Source organism: Streptomyces sp. NPDC000594 (genome assembly GCF_040299965.1).
Taxonomy (GTDB): domain Bacteria; phylum Actinomycetota; class Actinomycetes; order Streptomycetales; family Streptomycetaceae; genus Streptomyces.
In genome coordinates this window covers 317,447-339,936 of record NZ_JBEPCY010000006.1, presented here as the reverse complement: position 1 = coordinate 339,936, position 22,490 = coordinate 317,447, and the positions used below count along the sequence as shown (strand labels likewise).

The 22,490-nt window shown below is 70.7% G+C and carries 25 protein-coding genes; 16 read left to right on the top strand and 9 right to left on the bottom strand.

The window, feature by feature from the left end; all coding sequences use genetic code 11:
- Window positions 1-111 precede the first annotated feature (111 nt).
- The 5 genes from ABT354_RS12795 to ABT354_RS12775 all read left to right on the top strand — a co-directional run bounded on the left by ABT354_RS12795 (window position 112) and on the right by ABT354_RS12775 (window position 3,108).
- The gene (locus tag ABT354_RS12795; RefSeq protein WP_351492590.1) at window positions 112-513 is read left to right on the top strand and encodes a hypothetical protein; all 402 of its coding nucleotides are present in this window, start codon (window positions 112-114) and stop codon (window positions 511-513) included.
- Window positions 513-1,226, top strand: a complete 714-nt coding sequence (locus tag ABT354_RS12790; protein WP_502983402.1) for a hypothetical protein — start codon at window positions 513-515, stop codon at window positions 1,224-1,226. Before ABT354_RS12795 ends, ABT354_RS12790 begins: the two co-directional genes overlap by 1 nt.
- Window positions 1,142-2,035 (top strand): protein kinase domain-containing protein, encoded by an 894-nt coding sequence (locus ABT354_RS12785; RefSeq protein WP_351492586.1) that lies wholly within the window; start codon window positions 1,142-1,144, stop codon window positions 2,033-2,035. Before ABT354_RS12790 ends, ABT354_RS12785 begins: the two co-directional genes overlap by 85 nt.
- Window positions 2,032-2,535 carry a GNAT family N-acetyltransferase gene (locus ABT354_RS12780; protein WP_351492584.1) on the top strand — a complete coding sequence of 168 codons (504 nt, stop codon included), beginning with the start codon at window positions 2,032-2,034 and terminating at the stop codon, window positions 2,533-2,535. The genes ABT354_RS12785 and ABT354_RS12780 overlap by 4 nt, the downstream gene beginning before the upstream one ends.
- 324 nt (window positions 2,536-2,859) lie before the next feature.
- Entirely contained in the window at window positions 2,860-3,108 is a 249-nt protein-coding gene (locus ABT354_RS12775) for a hypothetical protein (RefSeq protein WP_351492582.1), read from the top strand.
- Window positions 3,109-3,178: 70 nt separating this feature from the next.
- Here the strand turns inward: ABT354_RS12775 and ABT354_RS12770 are convergent, their stop codons facing one another.
- Both ABT354_RS12770 and ABT354_RS12765 read right to left on the bottom strand, forming a co-directional pair.
- Entirely contained in the window at window positions 3,179-4,048 is an 870-nt protein-coding gene (locus ABT354_RS12770; protein WP_351492580.1) for a helix-turn-helix domain-containing protein, read from the bottom strand.
- Window positions 4,049-4,287: 239 nt separating this feature from the next.
- Window positions 4,288-5,538, bottom strand: a complete 1,251-nt coding sequence (locus ABT354_RS12765) for an alpha/beta hydrolase family protein (RefSeq protein ID WP_351492578.1) — start codon at window positions 5,536-5,538, stop codon at window positions 4,288-4,290.
- 874 nt (window positions 5,539-6,412) lie between these two features.
- On the opposite strand from ABT354_RS12765, the gene ABT354_RS12760 reads away from it, so the two are divergent.
- Genes ABT354_RS12760 through ABT354_RS12750 form a run of 3 tightly spaced genes read left to right on the top strand, consistent with a single transcriptional unit; the run spans window position 6,413 to window position 7,657 of the window.
- On the top strand, window positions 6,413-7,255 hold the full coding sequence (locus ABT354_RS12760) for a helix-turn-helix domain-containing protein (protein WP_351492576.1): 843 nt from the start codon (window positions 6,413-6,415) through the stop codon (window positions 7,253-7,255).
- Window positions 7,239-7,454 (top strand): DUF397 domain-containing protein, encoded by a 216-nt coding sequence (locus ABT354_RS12755; protein WP_351492574.1) that lies wholly within the window; start codon window positions 7,239-7,241, stop codon window positions 7,452-7,454. The genes ABT354_RS12760 and ABT354_RS12755 overlap by 17 nt, the downstream gene beginning before the upstream one ends.
- Window positions 7,451-7,657 carry a DUF397 domain-containing protein gene (locus ABT354_RS12750; RefSeq protein ID WP_351492572.1) on the top strand — a complete coding sequence of 69 codons (207 nt, stop codon included), beginning with the start codon at window positions 7,451-7,453 and terminating at the stop codon, window positions 7,655-7,657. Before ABT354_RS12755 ends, ABT354_RS12750 begins: the two co-directional genes overlap by 4 nt.
- 90 nt (window positions 7,658-7,747) lie before the next feature.
- Here the strand turns inward: ABT354_RS12750 and ABT354_RS12745 are convergent, their stop codons facing one another.
- From ABT354_RS12745 to ABT354_RS12730, 4 genes are all read right to left on the bottom strand, one after another.
- Complete coding sequence (locus ABT354_RS12745) at window positions 7,748-8,029, bottom strand: peptidylprolyl isomerase (protein ID WP_351492570.1); 282 nt, start codon at window positions 8,027-8,029, stop codon at window positions 7,748-7,750.
- A 181-nt stretch (window positions 8,030-8,210) separates the two neighbouring features.
- Complete coding sequence (locus tag ABT354_RS12740) at window positions 8,211-8,417, bottom strand: hypothetical protein (protein WP_351492568.1); 207 nt, start codon at window positions 8,415-8,417, stop codon at window positions 8,211-8,213.
- Between the two features lie 40 nt (window positions 8,418-8,457).
- Window positions 8,458-9,273, bottom strand: coding sequence for a hypothetical protein (locus ABT354_RS12735; RefSeq protein WP_351492566.1), 816 nt, complete (start codon window positions 9,271-9,273; stop codon window positions 8,458-8,460).
- 131 nt (window positions 9,274-9,404) lie between these two features.
- Window positions 9,405-10,547: an MFS transporter gene (locus ABT354_RS12730; protein ID WP_351492565.1), complete on the bottom strand. Its 1,143-nt coding sequence runs from the start codon at window positions 10,545-10,547 to the stop codon at window positions 9,405-9,407.
- 351 nt (window positions 10,548-10,898) lie between these two features.
- On the opposite strand from ABT354_RS12730, the gene ABT354_RS12725 reads away from it, so the two are divergent.
- The 5 genes from ABT354_RS12725 to ABT354_RS12705 all read left to right on the top strand — a co-directional run bounded on the left by ABT354_RS12725 (window position 10,899) and on the right by ABT354_RS12705 (window position 15,820).
- Window positions 10,899-11,498, top strand: coding sequence for a TetR/AcrR family transcriptional regulator (locus ABT354_RS12725; RefSeq protein ID WP_351492564.1), 600 nt, complete (start codon window positions 10,899-10,901; stop codon window positions 11,496-11,498).
- Window positions 11,499-12,378: 880 nt separating this feature from the next.
- The gene (locus ABT354_RS12720; protein ID WP_351492562.1) at window positions 12,379-13,155 is read left to right on the top strand and encodes an AfsA-related hotdog domain-containing protein; all 777 of its coding nucleotides are present in this window, start codon (window positions 12,379-12,381) and stop codon (window positions 13,153-13,155) included.
- A gap of 127 nt (window positions 13,156-13,282) precedes the next feature.
- Entirely contained in the window at window positions 13,283-13,867 is a 585-nt protein-coding gene (locus tag ABT354_RS12715; RefSeq protein WP_351492560.1) for a DUF2165 family protein, read from the top strand.
- Entirely contained in the window at window positions 13,864-14,805 is a 942-nt protein-coding gene (locus tag ABT354_RS12710) for a 3-oxoacyl-ACP synthase III family protein (protein WP_351492558.1), read from the top strand. The genes ABT354_RS12715 and ABT354_RS12710 overlap by 4 nt, the downstream gene beginning before the upstream one ends.
- Window positions 14,806-15,058: 253 nt before the next feature.
- The gene (locus ABT354_RS12705) at window positions 15,059-15,820 is read left to right on the top strand and encodes an HAD family hydrolase (protein ID WP_351492556.1); all 762 of its coding nucleotides are present in this window, start codon (window positions 15,059-15,061) and stop codon (window positions 15,818-15,820) included.
- A gap of 220 nt (window positions 15,821-16,040) precedes the next feature.
- Here ABT354_RS12705 and ABT354_RS12700 read toward each other — a convergent pair whose 3' ends face one another.
- Window positions 16,041-16,841, bottom strand: a complete 801-nt coding sequence (locus ABT354_RS12700) for a hypothetical protein (RefSeq protein ID WP_351492554.1) — start codon at window positions 16,839-16,841, stop codon at window positions 16,041-16,043.
- A 123-nt stretch (window positions 16,842-16,964) separates the two neighbouring features.
- Complete coding sequence (locus ABT354_RS12695) at window positions 16,965-17,708, bottom strand: sporulation protein (protein WP_351492552.1); 744 nt, start codon at window positions 17,706-17,708, stop codon at window positions 16,965-16,967.
- Between the two features lie 193 nt (window positions 17,709-17,901).
- Here ABT354_RS12695 and ABT354_RS12690 point away from each other — a divergent pair, with 193 nt between their 5' ends.
- From ABT354_RS12690 to ABT354_RS12680, 3 genes are read left to right on the top strand one after another with little or no spacing between them, the layout of a single operon-like run.
- Complete coding sequence (locus tag ABT354_RS12690; RefSeq protein WP_351492550.1) at window positions 17,902-18,717, top strand: hypothetical protein; 816 nt, start codon at window positions 17,902-17,904, stop codon at window positions 18,715-18,717.
- A 47-nt stretch (window positions 18,718-18,764) separates the two neighbouring features.
- Entirely contained in the window at window positions 18,765-19,310 is a 546-nt protein-coding gene (locus ABT354_RS12685) for an RNA polymerase sigma factor (RefSeq protein ID WP_351492548.1), read from the top strand.
- The gene (locus ABT354_RS12680; RefSeq protein ID WP_351492546.1) at window positions 19,307-20,026 is read left to right on the top strand and encodes a hypothetical protein; all 720 of its coding nucleotides are present in this window, start codon (window positions 19,307-19,309) and stop codon (window positions 20,024-20,026) included. The genes ABT354_RS12685 and ABT354_RS12680 overlap by 4 nt, the downstream gene beginning before the upstream one ends.
- A 144-nt stretch (window positions 20,027-20,170) precedes the next feature.
- Here ABT354_RS12680 and ABT354_RS12675 read toward each other — a convergent pair whose 3' ends face one another.
- Window positions 20,171-22,174: a HelD family protein gene (locus ABT354_RS12675; RefSeq protein ID WP_502983401.1), complete on the bottom strand. Its 2,004-nt coding sequence runs from the start codon at window positions 22,172-22,174 to the stop codon at window positions 20,171-20,173.
- Window positions 22,175-22,490: the final 316 nt, after the last annotated feature.

Here is a 22,490-nt window from a genome sequence, read left to right as displayed (position 1 = left end):
GCCCGCGACACCCGGTGCGCGGAAAACGCCCGGCCGATGCGCGGGGTCCGCTCTGGGAGACGGTAACGGATCGTCGTTCACTGGTCACACGCCCGAGAGAGGAGCACCACCATGAGTACCACCGCCGAACGCCGGGAACTCGGCCGCTTCCTGGCCATCGCCGGACAGCGGTTCGAGAACGGCGAGGGCCCCGCCGGGATGTTCTCCCGGGCCGTGGACGCCGTGTGGCACCGGATGCTCACCATCCCCGGGTACGCGGCGTTCAGCATCGAGCACGCCGGTACCGTTCTCGGGCACCGCGAGACGAACGGCTCCGGCCCGATCTCCTGGGTGGCCGTGTACGAGGAGGAGTACGGGCCGCTGCCCGGGATCTGGTTCACCGACGCCGACGGCGTTCTCGACAAGGCCGCGCTCGCCCGCTACGAGGAGACTGGCGAGGTCGTGGCCGAGTGGGACTGTGTCCCCACCACCGGGGACGGCGACGGCGACGACGAGCTGTCGGTCGGACGGTGATCCTCACCCACTCCGGCGGAGTGCCCCGGCCGACCGCAGGGGCGCTCCGCCTGATCGAGGCGGCCACCACCGGGCCGAGGTCCATCGACATCAGCGGCTACGTCGAACGGATGATGGTCCACTGTCCCTATATTTCACCTTCTGTCCAGCGCGGACTGACCACCTGGACCGTCTACCGCGCTGACGCGAGCACTGACGCGAGTGCCGACGGAGGGGCGGACGCGGTGGAAGCCGAACTGTTCCATGCCGGGGCGCGGGCCGCCGAGTGGCTGCGCCCGTTGCGTCACCGGCCGTACGGGTTCCTGCGCTGCGAGAACATCGTCATCCTGGGCGAGGCCGCCCGGCGCCGTGACCTGTTGGCGTGGCCGCACTGGGTCCTCAAGAACCTGTACGGTCCCGTCGGGATCATGTTCGGCAAGTTCTCCGCCGGTGAGGAGGGAAATCCCTGCTCCGGGGAGCACACCCCGGCTGCCCCGGTCTCGTTCCTCCCCGTGAGAGCCGCGATCCGCCGCCGCGACCCGAGGTTCCTCCAGGCGACCCCCGACCTGGCCGCCGCGCTCGCCGTGGCCGACGACGACGGCCGGGACGTCTTCGAGGGCATCCCATCCGACTGGACGGAGATCCGCACATGGGCGAAGCGCTTCCTCCCCCCGCCGAAGCCATCGGCCTCCTCGGGGACCATGTCGGCGAGCCCTTCACGACCCGGCTCCTGAGCGACCGGCGCGGCTCGCGGGCGTGGAAGATCGAGGGCCTCCGGGGAGCCGTCGCGTTGAAGGCGAACAACCCCGAGGCGGTCACCTCACGCGACAAGGCCAGGGAGATGGCCCAGGAGGACGGCCACCTCGTCCGTCTCGTCGACGCGGGCGCGCTGAACCCCGGCTACCGGGTCGACGCCGGAGCCTGGGCCGGTGGCCGGTGGCTCGCGGTGCGCTGGATCGACGGCGTCCCGGTCTGGCGCGCGTTCGCCCCGGCGCGGGGGCCGGAGGGGGACCGTCCCTCGGTACGGCCGTGGCTTCTGGGCGTCGCCCGCAGCTGGTCCGAGCGGCTGGCGCGAATGCATACCGCCGGGTGGACCCATGCCGACGTCCAGCCCACCAACACCCTGATCGCGAGCGACGGCACTGCGGCGATCATCGACTACGCCCTCGCCTGCGGCCCCGACGACGAGCTGCGTCTCCCCTACCGGGGTGCGCTCACCCACACCACCGCCCCCGAGATCGCGGACGCGATCCTCTCCACCGCCGCCGACGTCCACATCCGGGCGGAGCCACCGGCCGACATCTGGGCACTGGGCGCCTCACTCTTCTGGTGCTGGACCGGGCACCGACCGGTCTTCTACGAGGACGAGGTCCCGCGCGAGGACAAGCTCAGGGCTATCGCGGCGACCGCAGTGCCGCCGCTCGACAGCGTCCGGCCCTGGGCGTTCCCCGAGTTCGAGGAGGCGATCCGCGCGTGTCTGGCACCGGCCCCGGGGGACCGGCCGTCCGCCGCCGAGCTGGTGGCCCTCCTCACCACCTCATGATCAGCCTCCGCGCCCTTCTGCCTTCCGACGCCCCGGCCGTCCGTCGTGTCTACAGCGGGGCCGCCGTCGAATTCCTGGGACGCCCCGCGATGACCGGCCCCGAGGCTGAGGAGTACGTCGCCCGTGCACGGGAGTCGGCCACGGTCGAACCTGTCGAGCGATATGTCCTCGGTGTGGACGAGGCCGGGGAGGTGGTCGGCATCGTCAAACTCACGGGTCGGTGGGGTCGACCGGGTGGCCATGGTCGGGTCGGCTATGTCCTGCGCGAGGACTGCTGGGGCCGGGGCTACGCGACGAGCGCCGTCCACCAGCTCGTCGCGTTCGCCTTCACCGTGGCCGGTTTCACCTCCCTCGGCGCCCGTCACCACCCCGCCAACCTGGCCTCGGGCCGCGTGCTGACGAAGACCGGCTTCACCCTGATCGGCCCCGCGCCGCCGGCAGCCCGAGCGGAGTACGTCCGCCTTCACCTGGCAGGTAAACCAAGCCTCTCCGGCGCTTGAGGCGCGGGGGCCAAAAATCAGCCTCGTGGGGGTCCCCCCGGACGGAGTCTGGGGGAGTTTGAGGAGCGGGGTTCGGGGCTGGCCCCGACGTGTGCCCGAGCCGTCTCGGGGTCGAGGTCCGTCCTCAATCGCCGGACAGGCTGAGATGGTGCGGGCAGACCGCGACGGAGAGGCAGGGCTTCCGAGGGCATGATCGTCCACTATCTGGTCCAGACCAATCGGAATGTGCACTTCCTATTGTTTTGCGGCCTACGTGACGGGAAGCATTGCGCCAGCGCCACCGTGATCACCGATGCGACTGATGACGAAGGAGCACACCCACCCATGCCCATACGCCGCGCCCTCGCGACCACCGCCGTCACCGCCTCCCTCCTGGGAGCCGCCGCCCTGCTCACCGCCCCCGCCGCCCAGGCCGCCCCCACCACCGGGTTCTGGTCGGACCGTGGGACCTACGCCTCCTTCGGCGATTGCCTCCAGGCGGGCAACAGGTGGGTGGCCATGGGGAACACCGCCGTCTTCCGCTGCAACGGCTACCCGGGTGGCCCCCACCAGCTGGAGATCTGGCTCGTCTGACACACCGCACGGATCCGCACCCGGTGGAGGAGAGGGCCACCGGGCGCGGGCCGTCCCCCCAGGCGGCCGATCACCCCGAGCGCGTCCGGCTCGTGCTGCTCCCCCACGACGACAGAAAACGCAGACCGTCCCACGACGGACTCCCCGGCTCCGCCGTCCACACCACAAGCTGCTGCTCCGGATCGTCCGCACACGCCAACGCGTCCCAGTCGAGCGTCAGCTCCCCCGCCACCGGATGCCTCAGCACCTTGCTCCCCCGGCCCCGCGAGGCCACCCGGTTCTCCCCCCACCACCGCCGGAAGTCGTCGTCCCGCACCGACAGCTCACCCACCAGCGCCGCCAGCCGCTGGTCCGTCGGATTGCGCCCCGCCTCCATCCGCAGCATCGCCACGCACGCCCGCGCCGTGCTCTCCCACTCCGTGTGCAGCTCCCGCACCCCCGGGTCGGAGAAGACCAGCCACACATAGTTTCGATTTCGTTCGGGAATGTTCGAGAAATCGGTGAGCAGCGCCGCCGCCATCGGATTCCAGGCGAGAATGTCCATCCGCCGCCCCAGAATCATCGCCGGGGTCGTGACCAGCTCATCGAGCAGCCGCCGCAACTGCGGCTGCACCTTCTGCGCCGCCCGCCGCGCCGGTCGTGCGCCCGCCTTTCCCGCCAGCTCGAAAAGGTACGCACGCTCCTCGTCATCCAGAAGCAGCACCCGCGCCAGCGTATTCAGCACCGGCGCCGAAGCCTGTCGCCGCCCCTGCTCCAGCCGCGTGTAGTAATCCGTGCTGATCGACGCCAGCAGCGCCACCTCTTCCCGCCGCAGCCCCTTCACCCGCCGCTTGGCCCCGGTCCCCGGCAGCCCCACCGTCCGGGGGCTGACCTCCGCCCGCCGGGCCTTGAGGAATTCCCCCAGCTCATGGGAGTGGCCGGAGTGCGCATCACTGCTCATGGCAGAAAGTCTCGCAGAGAAAGCCTCTCCTGTAAGGGGAAGGAACTGTCCCGGAGCCATCCTGTCAGGGGCGCGAAATCACCCATTGCCCGGCTGGTCGAATGCCATTGCCGAAAGGGCATCCACCATGGAATCCGTACAGTTCAAGAACCACATGGGAGATGTCGCCCCGCCGCCCCACCGGAAGTGGACCGCGTCCGACAGGGCCGGACCGCGAAGGTCCGGCCCCCCGCCCGGGCTCACGGTCGGTGGAACACCACCTCCGGGTTCCCCTGCGACGGCCCGTCCAGCACCGGCCGCTTCAGCCCCTTCAGATGCCGGTCGAAGAACGCCCCCACATACGTCCGCGTGATCGCCGCCGAACGCTCCCCCGACGGCACCCCCGGATACACCGGCGCCCCCTCCACCTGGTCCGCGAGCGCGGGCCCGTCGAGGAAGCTGAAGTGATGCCCCCCGGTCACGGTGAGCCAGCGCTTCCACCCGTCCAGCCGGGGCCAGGTCGAGTCCCAGTTGGTGAACGCCCCTCCGGGCGCCGCATCCTCGCTCCCCAGCATCATGAACGGCCGCCCGTCCAGCCCGTCCTCGGGTACGGGGGCGAAGAACCCGCCGTCCATGTTCACCCCCGCCCGCACCCGGCGGTCCTCCTCCATCACCCGCGACGCGGTGTTCCCGCCGATGGAGTGCCCGGCCATCCCGACCCGCTTACGGTCGATCATCTTCGCGTGCCGCCACACCGGCTCCCGCCCGGTCAGCCGGTCCAGCAGGAACGACACATCCCGGGAACGGCCTTCCGGCACCGCACGGATGGGCACCTCGTCGTTCTGCACCTTCCGGCAGGCGGCACACGGCAGCACCCCCTCCCCGGGGAATGCCGTCGCCTCCGACTCGTACGGGTGGTCCACCGACGCCACCACATACCCACGGCTCGCCAGCTCCTCCGCCAGCAGCCCCAGCGTCGTCCGGGGCAGCGTGAACCCCGGCGACAGCACCACCAGCGGGAACTTCCCCTTCGCCGGCCGCGCCCCCTCCCTGGCATGGGTCCGGGTCGCGGCCAGCAGCTCCGCGTTCCCCTTGGGGATCAGCAGATGGGTACTGGTCCGCTCCAGCAGACCTTGTGCCTCCTCCACCGTGATGTACGGGGTACGGGGACCGCCCCCGGGCCGCGCCGGGTACCGCAGATCCACCAGCAGCCGCCGGTCCCCGGACTCCGGCACCCACGGATCGGTCCGCTCCGTGTCGGTCAGCGACAGCGTCTTCGCCCCCACCGCGTACCGCCCCGTCGGACGCGGCAGCTCCAGCCGCTCCTGTCCGGCCTTCTCCTGTACGGGTACGGGTGCGGCTGCGGACGCTGATTCCGGTACGAGGGGCAGTGCCGGTACGGGGGAGGGCGCCGCCGAATCGTTTGCCCAGGCGGGGGCGGCTCCGGCGAGCGGCAGTGTTAACGCCAGGGTGACCAGCGAGGCGACGGCAGTACGTCGAGTTCTGTTCATGCCGGGAAATCTAGGTGCGCGGGATCAGGAGATCATCCCTATCCCGGAGGACCCTGTGTCCCCCGAAGGGCTGATGTGAGGGACCCCGGCCACTGATCGGCGGGGGAACGGCCGGGGCCCCTCGAACCCCCCGGCCCCGGGCAGGGGTTGGGGCCGGAGGACGCCGTCCCGGGGGACGGCGGATCGAACCGCCTTCCATGGCCCGTGAGAGGAACACCGCTGAACCGTCCGGTGCCATGGAAGGCGGGGATTGGGGGGATTGGGGAGTACGTCGTCGGGGTCAGAGCCTGTCGACCAGGCCCCACGCTATGAACCCGACCGACAGCGAACACGCGGCGAGCGTCGTCACCGCGCCCACGATCGACTCGAACCGGTGATACCTGCGGCGCCTCACGGGGTGCTTCATGGGGTCCCGCTCCTTCCCGGCCTCACCGGCCGAAGTTCCCGAACAGCCGACGGCGTTCGAGGTCGGCCTGTACGCGCTCGCGGATGCTGACGAGAGTGGGGGACTCGTCAGTCTCCTGTTGTGGGGGTCTCTTCAACGAACAGTCGGGCTCCGGGCATTCGCAGGGCGGATATCGGAGAACGTTGAAATCCGCGAATACCGAATTCCGGGGCGTGGGCTGGCTCACGCCCACCTCCCTCTGATGTGCGGGGGTGTTCCGAAAACGTGGTTCTGTTGTCACGGCCCTGATAGCGGAGTGGGCCATTCGAGTGAAGGGTGGCGGGATCTCTTTCTTCGGGGGGAGTCGGGGAAGGAATTTTCCCCGAACCGGTAGATGACTTCCTTGTCGCAATGCCATCATCCCTGTCGGGACCTGCTGACTCCAGCATCAGGTGTCCCTAAAGCCGCGCTGAGACAAGGGGGTTGCGCATGGCCCGGTCAAAGGATCTGACGCCCGATCGAAGTGCCCGACATTTGTTCGGGGCGAAGATGCGGGAACGGCGGGAGGGCAAGGGCTGGTCCCTCGAAGCGCTCTCGGGAAAGGTTCAAGTCAGCAGGAGCCAGCTGGCGCGCATCGAGACGGCGGAGCAGATGATCCCGCCCGAGCTTCCGCCGAAGCTCGACACGCTGTTCGAGGCGGGCAAGGAGTTCCGCGACCTGTTCGGGGTCGCCCGCAACGAGATCCACCCGGACAGGTTCAAGCGCCTGATGGAGCTGGAAGGGCGGGCGGTCGTCATCAAGGAGTACAGCCCGCAGATCGTGCCGGGCATGCTCCAGACCGAGGCGTACGCGCGAGTGCTGTTCACCATCGGCAACCCCATGGCGAAGCCCGAGGAAATCGAGAAGCTGGTAGCGGCTCGACTGGACCGACAGGCGCGGCTGTTGAGAGAGGGCGGGCCGGAGTACGCGGTGATCCTTGACGAAGCGGTACTGCGTCGGCCATGTGGCAGTCCGGCTGTGATGCGTGAGCAGCTGAAGTATTTGCTGGAGTGCGCGCTGAAGAGGCCGTCCATCAGCATCCAGGTGATTCCATTCAGCCACGGCAATCACTCGCTGGTGGGCGGCCTGCTCTCGCTCTGCACCCTGGAGGGCGGGCAGCAAGTGGCTTACGAGGAATCCATTACCACGGGGACGTTGCTGGAGGACAAGGAGGTCGTCATGGAACGGGTCCGGCGCTACGATCGGCTTAGTGCTGCCGCACTGCCCCCGAAGATGTCGATCGACTTTCTCCGGTCCGTGATGGAGGCAATTCCTGATGAGCACCACCCCTGACCTTGGTTGGGTCAAGTCCTCGTACAGCAATAACGGTGGTAGCGCCTGCGTGGAGTGGGCTCCGGCTCACGCCCGTACCACCGGCACCGTCCCGGTCCGGGACAGCAAGACCCCCGGCGGCCCGGTCCTGATGGTCTCCACCACCGCGTTCGCGGGCCTGGTCACTCTGGCCCGTCGCGACGAAGGCACGAGCCTGTGAGCGCCGCGCCCGACCCCGGCTGGGCCAAGTCCTCGTACAGCAGCAACGGTGGTAGCGCCTGCGTCGAGTGGGCCCCCGCCCACGCCCGTACCACCGGCACCGTCCCCGTCCGGGACAGCAAGACCCCCGGCGGCCCCGTCCTCATGGTCTCGGCGGCCGCCTTCGCCGGCCTCGTCGGCCTCGCCCGTACCGCCGAGGTGTAGGCGTTCGTCCACGAAGAGCCCCGCCGGTCGGTCGACCGGCGGGGCTCTTGCCGTTTCGGGCGCTCGCGTGGTGCGGCCCGTCGCGCGGGGTCAGTCCTGGCGGCTGGTGACCTCGACGAGGTGCATGCCGAACTGGGTCTTGACCGGTCCCTGGACCACGCCGACCGGGGCCGAGAAGACGACCCGGTCGAACTCGGGGACCATCTGTCCCGGACCGAACGCGCCGAGGTCGCCGCCGTCGCGGGACGAGGGGCACGAGGAGTGCTGCTTGGCCAGCTCGGCGAAGTCGGCGCCGCCCTCGATCTGGGTCTTCAGTTCCAGCGCCTGGGTCTCGTTCTTCACGAGGATGTGACGCGCGGTGGCCCTAGCCATGATCATGCCTTTCGGTGGTGTCGGTGGACGCCGTCAAGGCTACGCGCGCGAGCCACCCGGCCGGGAACGGCGGAACCCGCCTCCCCACCGGAGAGGGGGAGACGGGTAGGGACCGGTCCCGGCAGGAGCCGCGGGGGATGAATGGCCCGCTGCCGGGACCGGCGATCGGATACCGCCGGGATCAGACGGTGCCCGAGTGGTGCCGCTTCACGGTGCGGCCGGTGTGGTCCGGCGGATGGTGGGGGACATCCGGCATGGACCAGGTGGCCACCGCGCAGCCGCAGGTGCAGAACGCCGGGTCGAGGGAGGCCCGGACCGGGCCCGAGGGGCCGGCGGTTCTTCTCTCGTGGGCGGCCGATCTCGGTGCGGTGGTTCCGACGGTGCTCACAGGCGTCGCCCTTCTCTCGGCGTGGGGTGTGCGATGGGGGTCAGGCGCGGGCGTACGGCGCGGCCTGCTGGGGGCCGGTGCCCTCGTGGGCCTCGATCCACTTGTCGTGGAGCCACATCTGGGTGGCGCGGCGGCCCTCGGAGCCGTCCCAGCGGATGTCCCGCTCGTACGAGAGGACCTCGCCGTCCTGGTCCACGATCACCCAGGTGTAGAGGCCGTTGTCGTGGTGGCTCTTCACCTTGGCGCCCGAGATGATGTGCTTCTTGCCGGACGCGTCGTGGACCTCTTCGTCGTGCTTGGCGACCCACTGGACCGAGAGGCCCTTGGAGTGCTCGGGGACGAAGCGGCCCATCCAGTCGAAGGCCGCCTTCTCCGCCGTGTCCTCCTCGGGCACGGTGGACTTGGCCGCGTCCAGGGTGTTGCGGGTGTAGCCGAGGAGGGTGCCCTCGCCGTCCACGACGGTGGTGATGTGCTCACCGCCGATGGTGCGCTCGGCGCCCTTCTCGTAGCGGACGACGGTGACGTCGTTGTTCTCGTGCTTCTCCGCGCGGACCTGCACGGGCTTCCAGCCGTCCGGGATGGAGAGGCCCGCGTCCTTCAGGGACTCCTCGGCCCGCTCGGCGGCGGCGTCGGTCTCCTTGCCGCCCTGGGGTGCTGTGTTCACGTTCTTCTTCTCCTGCTTCTTCTCCTGCGCCTTCTCCGCGGAGTCCGCGGCCGGCGCGCCCGGCGGGCGGGTCAGCTGGGAGCTGGCGGCGGCCGGTGTCGCGTCGCTGTCGTCGGCGTTGACCAGCAGCGTCGTGCCCAGCACGACGGCTCCGCCGAGAGCGAGGGCCGGGATGATGATCCGGGATCGCATGGTGTGACGTTCCTTCCTTGCTGTGAGGGCCTTCCGTGCGGTGGCGGCGGTGGTGCGCGGTGCCGCAGGGTGCTCCGGCGGGGACCGGGCCCGGGGGAGCGGGCCGGTCCGGCCGGAGCACCCGCGGCGGATCAGCGGCGCAGGTACTGACCCGTGGCCGCCAGCGCCGCTCCGGCACAGAGCACTCCGGCGATCACGGTGGAGACGGTCGCGAAGCTGTCCCCGGCGGAGGTCGCCAGCAGTGGGCCGAGGCTCGCTCCGACGAAGAGGGTGAAGGTGTAGAGCGCGACCGCCGCGCCGCGGGCCGGTCCCGCCTGGGAGGCGATGGCCTCGACCAGGGCCGGGGCGGTGACCGCGATACCGAAGACGAAGACGAAGAGCAGGGCGCCCAGGCCCACGGGGGAGAGGCCGTCCCCGGCGGCGAGCAGGGCCGTCATTCCGCTGACCGTGCCCGCCAGGAGCAGCGCCCCGATCACCCGCTGGGCGGCGGGGACCTTCACGAGGAAGGGGGTGACCAGCGGGACCAGCACCATGGCGGGGAGCGAGCTGGCCCGCAGGAGCAGCATCGCGTCGGGCCGGTCGGAGAGCGACGCGGGGCCCATGAGCTGGAGCGCGGTGTACACGGCGACGAAGCCGCAGAGCAGGGTGACCGTGGTCAGCAGGAACAGGACGAGCGACGGCTTGGTGAGCAGCTTGCCCATGGCCCGGTAGGCGTCGAGGGCGGAGGCGGCGGCACTGGCGCGGTCGGGGAGGAGCGTGGTGTGGAGCAGGAGCGCTCCGCCGACCATGGCGGCGGCGCAGATATAGAAGACGGCTTCCCAGTTCCAGGCGTCGGCCACGGACTGGGAGAAGACCTGGCCGAGGACTCCGGCCGAGAGGAACGAGCTGGTCAGCCAGGTCATGGCGGCGACCCGGCGGGTGGGTTCGATCCGTTCGGCGATATAGGCGAAGGCGGCGGGGGCGAAGGTGGCCGCCGCCAGTCCCTGGACGGCGCGGGCGGCGCAGCCCACCGCGAGGCTGGACGCCAGGGTGACGGCGACCGTGGCGAGGGCGGTGAGCAGCAGCCCGGTGACGATGAGCTTCCGGCGGCCGAAGCGGTCGGAGAGGGGGCCGGAGAAGAGGAATCCGGCGGCGTATCCGAAGCCGAAGGCGGTGGTGGCCCAGCCGGCCGCCGAGGTGGTCGTGGACCAGGAGCCGCCCAGCTCGTCCAGGACGGGGAGGAGGGTGTAGAGCTGCCCGACGACCAGGATGCCCACGGCGCAGAGGGCGGGCACGGTCCTGGCGAAGGACGCCGACCCGGAGCCGGTCCCGGCAGTCCCAGTCCCGGTCCCGGCTCCGGTGCTCGCGGCGCCGATCCCTGTACCGGTCCCGGCTCCGGTGTCTGTCGCGCCGGTCCCTGTGCCGGTCCCGGACCCGGCCCCGGTCGAGACCGTGACCGGGGCCGGGGTGTGGGGGGCGGGGGAGGCGCCCTGGGCGCTGGTCGCGCCTGGCGCGGGGGTCGGCGCACCGACCCGAAAGGCCGACCGTGGCGTCACGTTCGAGTCGGTTGTCATGGCTCATATGAGACCAACCAACTAGTTGGATGTCAAGAGATAGCCAACTAGTTGGTTGGGTAAAGTGTGAGCATGGCAAGAGATACAGCCGTTACGAGGCAGAAGCTCCTGGCAGCGGCTCGACAGGAGTTCGCCGCCCTGGGGGTGGCGGGGGCCCGGGTCGACCGCATCGCGGAGCTGGCCGGCGTCAACAAGGAGCGGGTCTATGGCCACTTCGGAAGCAAGGAGGGGCTGTTCGCGTCCACGGTGAGTGCCGCGATGGACGAGCTGACCGAACAGGTGGGCAAGCCGGGTGATGACATCGCGGCCTGGGTGGGGTCGGTGTACGACTTCCACCGGGAGCGGCCGGAGCTGTTGCGGCTGTTGCTGTGGGAGGCGCTGAGTTGCGGCGGGAGCGAGCTTCCGGGCGAGGAGCGGCGCGCCGACGGCTACGCCCTGAAGGTGGACGCGCTGGCGGGCCGGCTCGGTGTGGAGCCCGGTCCGGGGGCGGCGGTCGTGCTGCTGTCCCTCATCGGCCTCGCCGCCTGGCCGAATGCGGTGCCTCAGCTGGCGAGATTGATCATCGGATCCCGCCTGGATGCGGAGGATTCGGCTGAAGTCATCCGAAGTGCTGTCGTGGACCTGGCATCTGGCCTGGTGAAAGGAATTCGCTCGACCGGGGCACCGGAGTAGCTCATGTGAATTGCGTGGCGCGTGTCACTTGGGGTTGCCAACCAACTAGATGTTTGGCAAAGTTCCACCTGTCGCGAGGAGTAAAGGGAAGTGCTCCCGCGACAGGGGACCGTGCTGATACAGCACGGGGGACAGTGCTGATAGACCCGTGGGGGGATCTGTGTTCTGCGTAGCGAAAGACCGGGCCGCTCCAGTAAACGACCAGGTCAGCTGGGTGCTTCGGTGCCCTGCGGGCTGTTCCGTCGGGTACGCCCTGACCAGGTGTACCGGCCAACTGGTCCAGCGCCGCTGAATTGTCTGCCGTCGCCCTCGGCCGTCTCGTGCCGAATGGGTGAGGCTTTCTCAAGCGTACACTCCTGCTCCGGCGCGGCCAACTCGGCGTTCCTGATGCGGATTTAACGATTCCTTAGTCCTTTGCGTACGCACCGCCGCGTCCGCAAGGCCATCTCCACACGCCGGGCGCTCCTGCGTCATGTGTCCGTGTGGTCTGCACGGGGTCCCCACACCCTGTGACTCCCATGCTTTTCACGACTCTGTGATTTCCGTGGATGGCGAGGTTCCGCTTTTGTGTGCGGGCTGCCGAAAATCGCCGACACGCCGTGAAATCCGAACCCCTTACGCCGCTGCGGAACAAGCGTGCATTCTTTGTTCCGTCGCAGGTCGCGGCGCCAGTCCCCATAAGGCTGACCACCTTTGGGGACCAGGCCCCCATCGCCGCTGATCGGTAGAAGCCCAGCACATCGTTGTGTCCTGTGGCTGGTAATCGACCATCTCACTCATTCTGGCGAAACGTGTCACCTCCGCCAGCGGACCGTCATGTTTCCGCGGCCTGCCATCAGGTTTTCACAAGGCCGTAACCACCCGATTTATCGGAGGAGCCATGTCCGAACACAGTCTCAAGAGCGTCTGCCTGGTGGGGGACCGCTTCGCGGCCTTCGCCCGGCACGAGTCAGTGCGCACCGTCAGCAGCTTTGTGTCGGCGGTCGGTTCGGGAACCTACGACGACCTGGCCGGCCCCATGCTCCTGTGGGAGGGGCAGGGGATCGACGAGTTCGACCGCGGCTACATCCGCTCCGCCCTGGAGCGCGCCGGTCTCAGCCGCAAGATCCTGATGCAGCCCAACAACCCCGTCATCGCCGCACGGGCCGAGGCCCACAAGTACCGCGAGGCGAACGTCCTGGTCGCCGGGTTGCAGCGGCAGGACGACCAGACCTACCGGGCCGGACTGCGCCTGCACTCCGACAATGAGCTGCTGCTCGACCACCAGACCGGCGAGCACGTCCAGGGCATGGTCGCCATCGAGGCGTTCCGCCAGATGTTCATCGCGTTCTGCGAGAAGTTCGTCGCCGCGCAGTGGCCGCAGCGCAAGTACTACTACATCTGGCACTCGATGGAGATCAGCTTCGACAACTTCCTCTTCCCCCTCGACGCGGACATCACCTGCGTCGTGACCGAGTCCGACACCAGCGACCCGGCGAAGCTGAAGTTCACCGTGGACCAGGAGCTGCACCAGGCCGGCAGCCGCGCCGCGCACGCGCGGACCACCTTCACCGCGTACGACGCGGCCCGGCTGGCGCCCAAGGAACACCGGCTGGCCGCCGCCGCGGTGGCGAAGGCGCTGGGCGGCGATGCCGAGACCACCGTCGCCGTCGCCTGACCCCTTCCCCGTACCCGGGCACTCATCTCCACCACGCCCGGCGCCCTGTAACCGCACACCGCACACCGCACACACCGCACACCCGATCACGGCCCGAGCACCCGGGCCGGATGAAATGGAGTCCTTCGTGACCGCTCTCCTCAGCAGCCCAACCGAAGCCAAGCCGGCCACCGCCAAGCCAATCCACAACCGCAGCGGACTGCTGCTGCTCTCGGTCGTGCTCCTCGCCGGTGTCACCGCCTGGCTGACCCTGATCGCGATCAACAACATCAATGACTTCGGGACCAACAAGGCCCTCCTCCAGGCCACCATGAACATGGAGGCCCTGATCGACGATCCGGTGCGCGGCAACGGCCTGGAATGGCGGGCCCTGCCCAATGAACTCGCCGCACCCGCCCTGATCGCGGTGATCATCTACCAGCTCGCCACGGTCGCCCTGATGTGGCGCGCGGTCGCCACCGGCGTGCAGGCCTTGAGATCAGATTCGCCGAGCCTCCTGGCGTACATCAGCCGGGTCAACCACTCGCTCGTGCTCTTCCTGCTCCTCTTCGCCGGCTTCCTCATCAGCGGCCTCTACTTCGGCTACTGGCTCCACCTCGGCCCGGTCCAGATGGTCCACTTCACCCTGCTGATCATCGGCACCCTGGTCGCCCTGCTCACCAACATCCTGCCGGTGGCCTCGCGTGCTCTTGAGCGGGAGACAGCCCGGTGAGCGCCGTCATAGGGACCGGATCGTGGCTGCCCGAGCGGGTGGTGACCAACGAGGAGACCGTCGCACGGACCGGCGGCCCCAGCGGCTGGATCACCCGTAAGACCGGGATCGTCGAGCGTCGCTGGGCCGACCCGGAGACGACCACCGCACACGCCGCCACCCTCGCCGCGCGCTCGGCGATGGAGCGGGCGGGGATCGAGCCGGAGCAGGTCGGCCTGATCGTCCTGGCCACCTCGACCCCGGACCGGCCCCAGCCGCCCACCGCCACCGCGGTCCAGCACGCACTGGGCGCGACCGGCGCCGCGGCCGTCGACATCAACGGCGTCTGCACCGGGTTCCTGTACGCCCTGGCCACCGCGCGCGGCATGCTCGCCACCGGTGACGCGGGACGGTACGCGCTGGTCATCGGGGCCGATATCTACTCCCGGATCATCGACCCCACCGACCACCGCACGGTGGTGCTCTTCGGCGACGGAGCGGGCGCGGTCGTCCTCGGCCCGGACGAGGAAGGGGGCCACGGGGAGATCCTCGCCACCCGGATGCGCAGCCACGGCCATCTCGGCGAGCTGATCCACATGGAGCCCGGCGACCACTTCCGGATGGACGGGGCGGGCGTCCGCGACTTCGTCCTCAGCGAGGTCCCGCTGGCGGTCAAGGACTTCCTGGGCGAACAGGGCGTCGACGGCCGGCAGGTCCGCCATCTGGTGGCCCACCAGGCCAACGGGGTGATCCTGGACGCCTTAGTGCCGTCGCTGGGGCTCGCCGAGGACGTCACGGTCCACCGCACGATCGACCGGTACGGCAATACCGCGTCGGCGTCGGTGCCGATCACCCTGGACGACGCGCTCCGCCGGGACGCCCTCACCGGTGACGGGCTGACGCTGCTGCTCGCCTTCGGCGGCGGGATGGCGACGGGTGCGGCCCTGATGAGGAGTTAGGCCCTGTCCTCCGGATCCAGCCTGATCCGAGAGAAGGACCCTGGGCCCTGCGGAACCGCACACCGTCGGAGACGGCGAACAGGCGGTACGGAGCGGGGAAGCACCGCATTCCGGGTACCCCCCGTCCGGGATTCCGGTCACCCCACCCCGTACCGCCCCCCGTCGCCCGCGCACCCCTCCCGGGCCGGACCATCCGGTCCGGGACCCCCTCAGCAATGGCCGCGACCGTGCGTCGCACGAAGGAGCCGGAGCCATGTCCACGCCCTCCTACCTGGTCTTCGCGGACGTCGACGAGACCCTGATCAACTGCAAGAGCATGTTCGACTTCCTCCAGTACCGCCTGACCGCCGAGCGTGGCATCCAGGGCGCGGCCGAGTACCTCCGCATCCGCGGGGAAGTCCAGGCCAAGGCGGACGCCGGCGTACCGCGCGAGGAGATCAACCGCTACTACTACTCGCTCTACGCGGGTGAGTCGGTCGCCCGGGTGGCCGAGCTGGCGGCCCGCTGGTTCGCCGAGCGGGACGCGGCCGGGCTGTTCCTGGAGAGCACCCGCACCGCCCTGCGCGAGCACCGTGAGCGGGGTGCCGCCATCGTCCTGGTGTCGGGCTCGTTCCCGGCCCTCCTCGCCCCCGTCGCCGAACGGGTCGACGCGGCCCATCTGCTGTGCACGCGGCCCCTGTCGAGCGACGGCCACTACACCGGCGAGGTCGAGGTCCCGGTGATCGGTGAGGCGAAGGCCACCGCGGTGCGCGCCCTGCTCGCCGCGCACCCCGGCGTCGACCCGTCCGAGTGCTACGCCTACGGCGACCACACCTCCGACATCCCGATGCTGAACTGTGTGGGCATCCCGGTCGTCGTCGGGGACCAGCCGGAGATGCTCTCCTATCTGGCGGAGCGCGAGGTGGCGTCGCTGCGGATGCGGCTGAACCCGCTGCGGCCGGTCGGCGGCCCGGAGGGCAAGCGGGTCGGCGGCGTCCGCTTCGCCCGCCCGAGCGACGCCCCGGCGGCGGGCTAGAGACCCCCGGGGCCCCGGATCCGTCGGCGAGCGGATCCGATCCCCGGGCCCCGGGCCCGCCGACGCACCGGCGGCGGGCCGGTCCCGGGCGCCCCCAGGCCCGGGACAGAGCTTCCCGGGGGCCGGACCTCCCCCCTCCGGCCCCCGGGATCAGCCGTCCAGCCGGTCGGTCGGCCAGCCTCGGCCGGTCGGCCGGCGAGCCGGTCAGTCGGTCAGTCGGTCAGTCGGTCGGCCGCCCGGCGACCGTGTCGCTGAGCCTGACCACGGCGAACTCGAACTGGTTCTGGCCCTCGTCCCAGCGGGCGATCTCCTCACAGTCCGCGAACCCCGTGAAGTTCTCGTCGTCCTCCCGGTCACCGGGGTAGAACATCAGGCCCTCCGCACCGTCCGTGCAGAAGAAGGCGAGATGGGCGCGGAGCCCGGGGTGGGGGACGGCCGCCAGCCGCTCCGTCCACTCCTCGTCGGCCTCCCCCTCGTACTCCAGCAGGCTCTCCGGGCCATGTCCGAGACCGGTGGCGACCCGCATCGCGTCGAAGAGGGTGCCGTCCGAGACCATCCGGTGGAGGTGGACGGCCCACTCGCCGGGGAAGTCCGGGCCGTTGAGGTCGATCCCGTGCCGCGTCAGCAGCGGAGCCAGGTCCGCGCCCCTGATCAGCCCCTCGGTGAAGCAGGCCGCCGCCAGATCGGCCGCGAAGGCCGGCGGCAGCCCGGCGCCGGTGATCTCGTAGACCGAGCGGGACGCGTCGAGCCGTATCGCCGGTTCGCCCAGGTCGTACGGCGGATAGTCCCAGACGACGGGCTCGGCGCCGCTGAGCGCGGCGGGGGCCACCCAGGCCGGATCGCGGTCGAAGTCGATCTCGTGGATGAAGTTGCCGTCCAGGTAGACGGCGTACTCGGCGTCGGGGTCGTACTCCGTCAGCGGACGGTCGAGCAGCAGCTCGAACGCGTGGGTGAGCAGGGCCGTCCAGTCGTCGGTCACGTCGGCGGTGGACGGGGTGGAGAGGGATGGTGCCTGTGTCATGCGGTGATTGTGGGGCAGGCGGGGCGACCGCCGGGGCGGAATCCACCGATCCGGGCGCCGATTCGGTGACGCCGGTCCCGGTCCCGCACCGGACCACACCATCCTGCGGGACCGGGGCGCGGGTCAGTTCGCCCAGCGCGGGCGGCAGGTCGCGTCCAGCCACTCCGCCCACTTCTCCACCGTCATCTCCTTCGCGGTGAAGAAGACCGGGTCCAGCGAGCCGATCAGGGCCTCGACCTCGTCCGGGCCGGTCGGGACGAGCCCCACCTCCAGCTGGCCCCCCGCTGTGTAGCGGTACGACGCCGGGAACCAGAACTCCAGCTCCTGCCGGAAGCCGCCCGTCCGGGTCTTCTGCTGGCGGGCGTAGCCCTTCTTGCCCTCCGCCTCATGGAAGCGGAAGCCCAGCTTCTCGAAGGCGGCGAAGAAGGCGTCCTGCACCGGCAGACCGTGCACCTGGATCTCGTCGAAGTCGCCCCGGTCGACCGCGTTGTCGATCTCCAGGGTGGTACGGAGCGCGGAGCGCGCCCCCTTCAGTGCCGTGCCCCGGGCGTGGGTGAGCGGAAGGGTCCACGGGACGGTGAGGGTCCGCTCGAAGACCCGCTCCTCCCCGGCGGCCAGCTCGAAGGGGTCGATCACGACGGAGAGCGCGGTGTCGGGGTTGGCCCAGGAGGTGTCGGAGTTCTCGGACGCCTCGGTCCGCAGCACCAGTTCCACCAGCAGCCGGTCGACCTCGACCGCCGCGCCGCCGCCCCGGACCACGACCGTGAAGCCCAGCTCCTCCCCGGGCCTGACCACCGTACGGCCCGGCCGGGTGTCCACCTCGGGCGCGTTGATGCCCAGGGAGCTGAGGAAGGTGCGGAATGCCATGGAGTATCCCCTCGTCGACGGATCGGTGATGATCCCTTGAGGGGGTAGATCCTTGAGCCGCCCCGGTGGTTGCGGTGATGATCACCGGTGATTGCGGCCGGTGATCACGGGTTCGGCGAAAACGTTTCTCTCCGCTCCGGCGTCAACAGGAGGCCCCACCTTCGGGACAGCGGAATCACGGGAGGAACACCCTATGAAGCGCCGCACCTGGCTCATCGGCTCGGCCGTCGTGGTCGCGGGGACGGTCTCCGTCTCCGCCTTATGGGCCGTACGGGGCCCGGAGTGGAAGGCCCCGGGGGCGGTGAACCGCCCCGAGGTCGTGGCGGACCACCCCGATCCGATCGTGTCGGACCACCCCGATGTGATCGCTCCGGTCCTCACCGCCGAGTACGTCCGGCCCAGCCACTCGGCGGAGGACTGGGTGACCTACGCCGATCACGCGGTGGTCGTCTCGGTGCGGTCGCAGTCGGAGATCCCACCCTCGCGGAAGGAGATCGACAAGGGCGCCGGGGTCATCGGCCGTGAGGTGGTCCTGCGGACCGAGCAGGTGCTGTGGTCCCGGCCGGGGATGGAGCGGAAGGTGCCCGAGCGGTGGAAACGGCAGGTACAGGGCTGGCACTTCGAGGGCGACCCGTCCCGGCGCGCCTCGGCGCGGGTGAGCGGCGAACCCCGGCTGGAACCGGGCCACCGCTATGTCCTCGCCCTCCACTGGAGCGAGGCCCGGTGCGCGAAGGGTGCCGAGCGGGAGCCCGCGAGCTGGGATCCCGTCGGCGACGGCGCGATGCTCCCGTTCGACGGCGGGACCCTCGGCAACGGGGAGCACGAGGGCGGGATACGGGAGGTGCCGAGGGTCGAGGGGAAGCCGCCCACCTCCCTCGACGGGGCTTCGCTCGCGGAGCGTCTGCACGGCCGGACCGCAGATCTCCTGGTCGCGGAGTTGACGGCGGCGAAACCGGGCGAGCGGGAGTACGGACCCGAGCCCGCGCCCTGCCCCGGGAAGCGGGGGTGAACGTTTCCGGCGCCTTCTCCGTCGTACGGCAAAGGGAAGGGCGGAGGATGCGCGGAAGACGCGGCGACACCCCACCGGCGACCGTGGTCGCCCTGGGGAAGGGGGACAGCGGCAGGCTGCGTGCGGTGCTGCTGATGAGCGGTATGCCCTGGGACGAACTGGACGACGGGGTACAGCAGGTGCGCCTCAAACTGCTGGAGGAGCGGGCCCGCAAGGGGGACGGGGACGGCGGCATCCGCGACGAGCAGGCGTGGAGCGCGGTGGTCGCCTCCCGGGTCGCCATGGACTGGCACCGCGAACGCCGCCGGGAGACCGGGCTGCGGGAACGGCTCGCGGCGCGCTGGTCGTACCGGCCCCCGGTGGAACATCCCCAGGAACACCGCACCCTGGCGCTGGAGGTCGCGGACGGGCTGGCACGGCTCACCGCCAACCAGCGGCAGGCGCTGGTGCTGCGCTACTACGGGGATCTCCCGGTGAAGGACATCGCCCGGCTGCTGGACCTGCCCGAGGGGACGGTCAAGAGCCGGCTGCACAAGGCGACGGCCGCACTGCGGAACGTCCTGGGGCCGGACCGTGAGGAGGAATCGGCGTGAAGGGGTCGGAGGGATCGGAACTCTCGCCGGAGCAGGAGGACCGGCTGCGTCTCGCGCTGGGGATCATCGGCGAGGAGGCGGGCCGCCCGGAGCCCGGTCGGGACGGGAAGGTCACCCCGCTGCGACGGGCGGCCGAGAGGGAGGGACGGCGGTCCCGGTGGCGGCGGCCCGGGACCTATCTCGGCGTGGTCGCGGTGGCGGCGTCGGTGGCGTTGGTGGTGACCCTGACGGTCGGCGGTGACCAGCTGGGCGGTGCCATGGGCAGCGGGGCCTCCGCCAAGCAGGCGGTGACCGACTCGCAGGTGGCTCCGGCGTACCCGGAGGGCCTGTCCTCGGGGGGACGGTCCGCGCGGGAGGTGACCGACGAGGAGTGGGTGGCCTGTGCCCGTTTCATCGGGGAGGGCGACATCGTCACCCTGCTCCCCGGGAGCGGGGAGGGCCGGGTCCGGCTGACGCTGGACCTCACCGACCGGATCAAGCCGGAGCGCGGGGACGACCGGGTCGAACTCGACCTTCCGCTCCAGCCGGGGAGCAAGCTCGGGACCGAGTTCCGGACCGGGGACAATCTGCTGATCGTGGTCCCCGCCGACCGCGAGGTGGAGGCGGATGTGTTCCACGAGGGCAGCGGGGAGCGCTCGTACCACCGGCGGCTCATCGACCGGATCCTGGACGATCCCGGTAAGGCGGAGTGCTCGTCGGACCGGAAGAAACCCTGAGCGCGGTCGTCGGCTCCTGATCACGGTCGCCGGCTCCTGAGCGCCGCCGGGAGGTCCGCCCCGCACACAACGGGGGTGGGGCGGAACTCCCGGCGGAAACACCCGGCGGAACACCCGGTCCGGTCGGCCTGAGAAAGAGACGAACTAGCCCAACTGCTCCGGCAGCGGCTCGGCGTGCAGGACCGTCAGCCCGGAGACCGCGCGGGTCAGGGCCACGTACAGCCTGCGCAGCCCGGTCCGTTCGTCGGGCTCGCCCGCCACGATCCCGGCGGGTTCGGTGAGGACCACGTAGTCGTACTCCAGACCCTTCGCCAGCGAGACCGGCACCAGGGTCAGCCGGGAGCGCGCGTTGGTCTCCTCACCGGGGGCGAGCGGGGTGTGCCCGGCGGCGGCCAGCGCCTTCGCCAGGCCGGGGACGAGATCGTCGGCGGCGATCAGCCCGATGGAGCCCTCATGGCGCAACGATTCCTCGCAGGCGGCCACGGCGGCGGCCGTCGGATCGCCCGCCACGGGCCGGATCTCCAGGGAGCCGGGGGACTCCCGGACGGAGGTGACCTCGGCAAGGCCCGGGGACATATGGGGGAGCAGCCGGGAGGCGTACGCGATCACCTCGCGCGGTACGCGGAAACCGGCGGTCAGCTCCTCCACGGCGGCGTCCGGCTTGCCGAGGTGGGTCAGGGCCTCGGCCCAGCTGCCGGTGGCCCAGGGGGTGGTGCCCTGCGCCAGATCGCCGAGGACGGTCGCCGACCCGGTGGTGCAGCGGCGGCCCACCGCTCGGTACTGCATGGGGGAGAGGTCCTGGGCCTCGTCCAGGACCACATGGCCCAGGGAGTGGGTCCGTTCGATCAGATCGGTGGCCTCGTCGACGAGGACGGCGTCGGCGCGGGACCACTTCGCGGTACGGGCGCTGCGGGCGGGCTTCGCCCAGCGGATCGCCTGCTGCTCGTCCTCGGTGAGGACACCGTCGGCGTGCTCGGCGAGGAAGGCGGGGTCCCCGAGGAGCCGCAGCACCAGCCGGGCCGGGTCCACCGGCGGCCAGATCGCCTTGACCGCCGCCTTCACGGCGGGGTTGCGGGCGACGGCGTCCTGCACCCGGTCGTCGGGGGCCTCGCCGGACTCCTCCATACGGACCAGGACGGCATGGGCGATCCGCTGCGGGAGGGCGGCGCGGGCGGCCCCGTACCGCATGTCCCGGGCCTGCAACTCGGCGACGATCTCGGCGAGTTCATAGGCGGGGATCCGCCAGCGGCGTGAGCCCCGGACCACGACGACCGGCTCGGTCGGCTCGGTGACCTGGGCACGGAGGGCGCGGCGGAGCACGGTCGCCATCCGGGCGTCGCCCTTGATCACGGCGGCGGTGGCGTCGTCGGTGCCCCGGACCTCCACCTGGGAGACCAGGTCCTCCACGGTGGACTGCGCCACCTCCAGCTCGCCGAGGGCGGGCAGCACCTGCTCGATGTAGTGGAGGAAGGAGCGGTTGGGGCCGATGACCAGGGTGCCGGTACGGGCCAGGCGCTCACGGTGGGCGTAGAGCAGATAGGCGACCCGGTGCAGGCCGACGGCGGTCTTCCCGGTGCCGGGGCCGCCCTGGACACAGACGGTGCCGGAGAGTCCGGACCGGACGATCTCGTCCTGCTCGGGCTGGATGGTGGCGACGATGTCGCGCATGGGGCCCACCCGGGGGCGCTCGATCTCGGCCTGGAGCAGCCGGCTGGTGCGGTCGTCCTCGGTGGGGTCGGTGAGGTGCTCGTCCTCGTACGCGGTCAGCTCGCCGGCGGTGTAGCCGAAGCGGCGGCGCTGCTCGACGCCCTGGGGGTCCTTGCGGGAGGCCCGGTAGAAGGGCTGGGAGACGGGGGCGCGCCAGTCCACGACCATGGGGTCGCCGTGGGCATCGTGGACATGGCGGCGGCCGATGTAGAAGCGGTGGGCCTCGTCCCCGCTGTCGTCCCCGGGGTTCTCGGTGCTTCCGATGCTTCCGGTGGGGGTGCGGCTGCCGGGTGCGTAGTCGAGGCGGCCGAAGAAGAGCGGGGTGTGGGAGAGATCCGCCAGCTCCTTGATCCGTACCTCCATCTGGGCCTGGAGGACGGCGGAGTTGACCCAGTTCGCGGTGACATTCCGCAGGTCCAGGGCCTCCACGTCCTCCCGCATGGTGCGCAGGGCGGAGCGGGAGGAGGCGAGATGGGCGCGCTCCGAGGCGAGGGGGTCGGGTGGGGACGCGGGCGTACGGTTCGGATCGGACACAGGCACGGGAACAGGCGCGGGCACGGGTACGGACACGGAACGGCCTCCGGCATGGATACGGGCGTACGTGGCGGGGCCACCCGGTTTCCGTCCGGGCGGCGGCGCTCCTGGCAGGAGGCGGGCAAGACCGGGGATTCTAGCCAGCGGACGGAGGATCGGGCCACGCGGTTGTCGGCGGGAGGGAGGACGTTCCCCTCCTCCTCAGGTGCCGCACCCTGAGGAT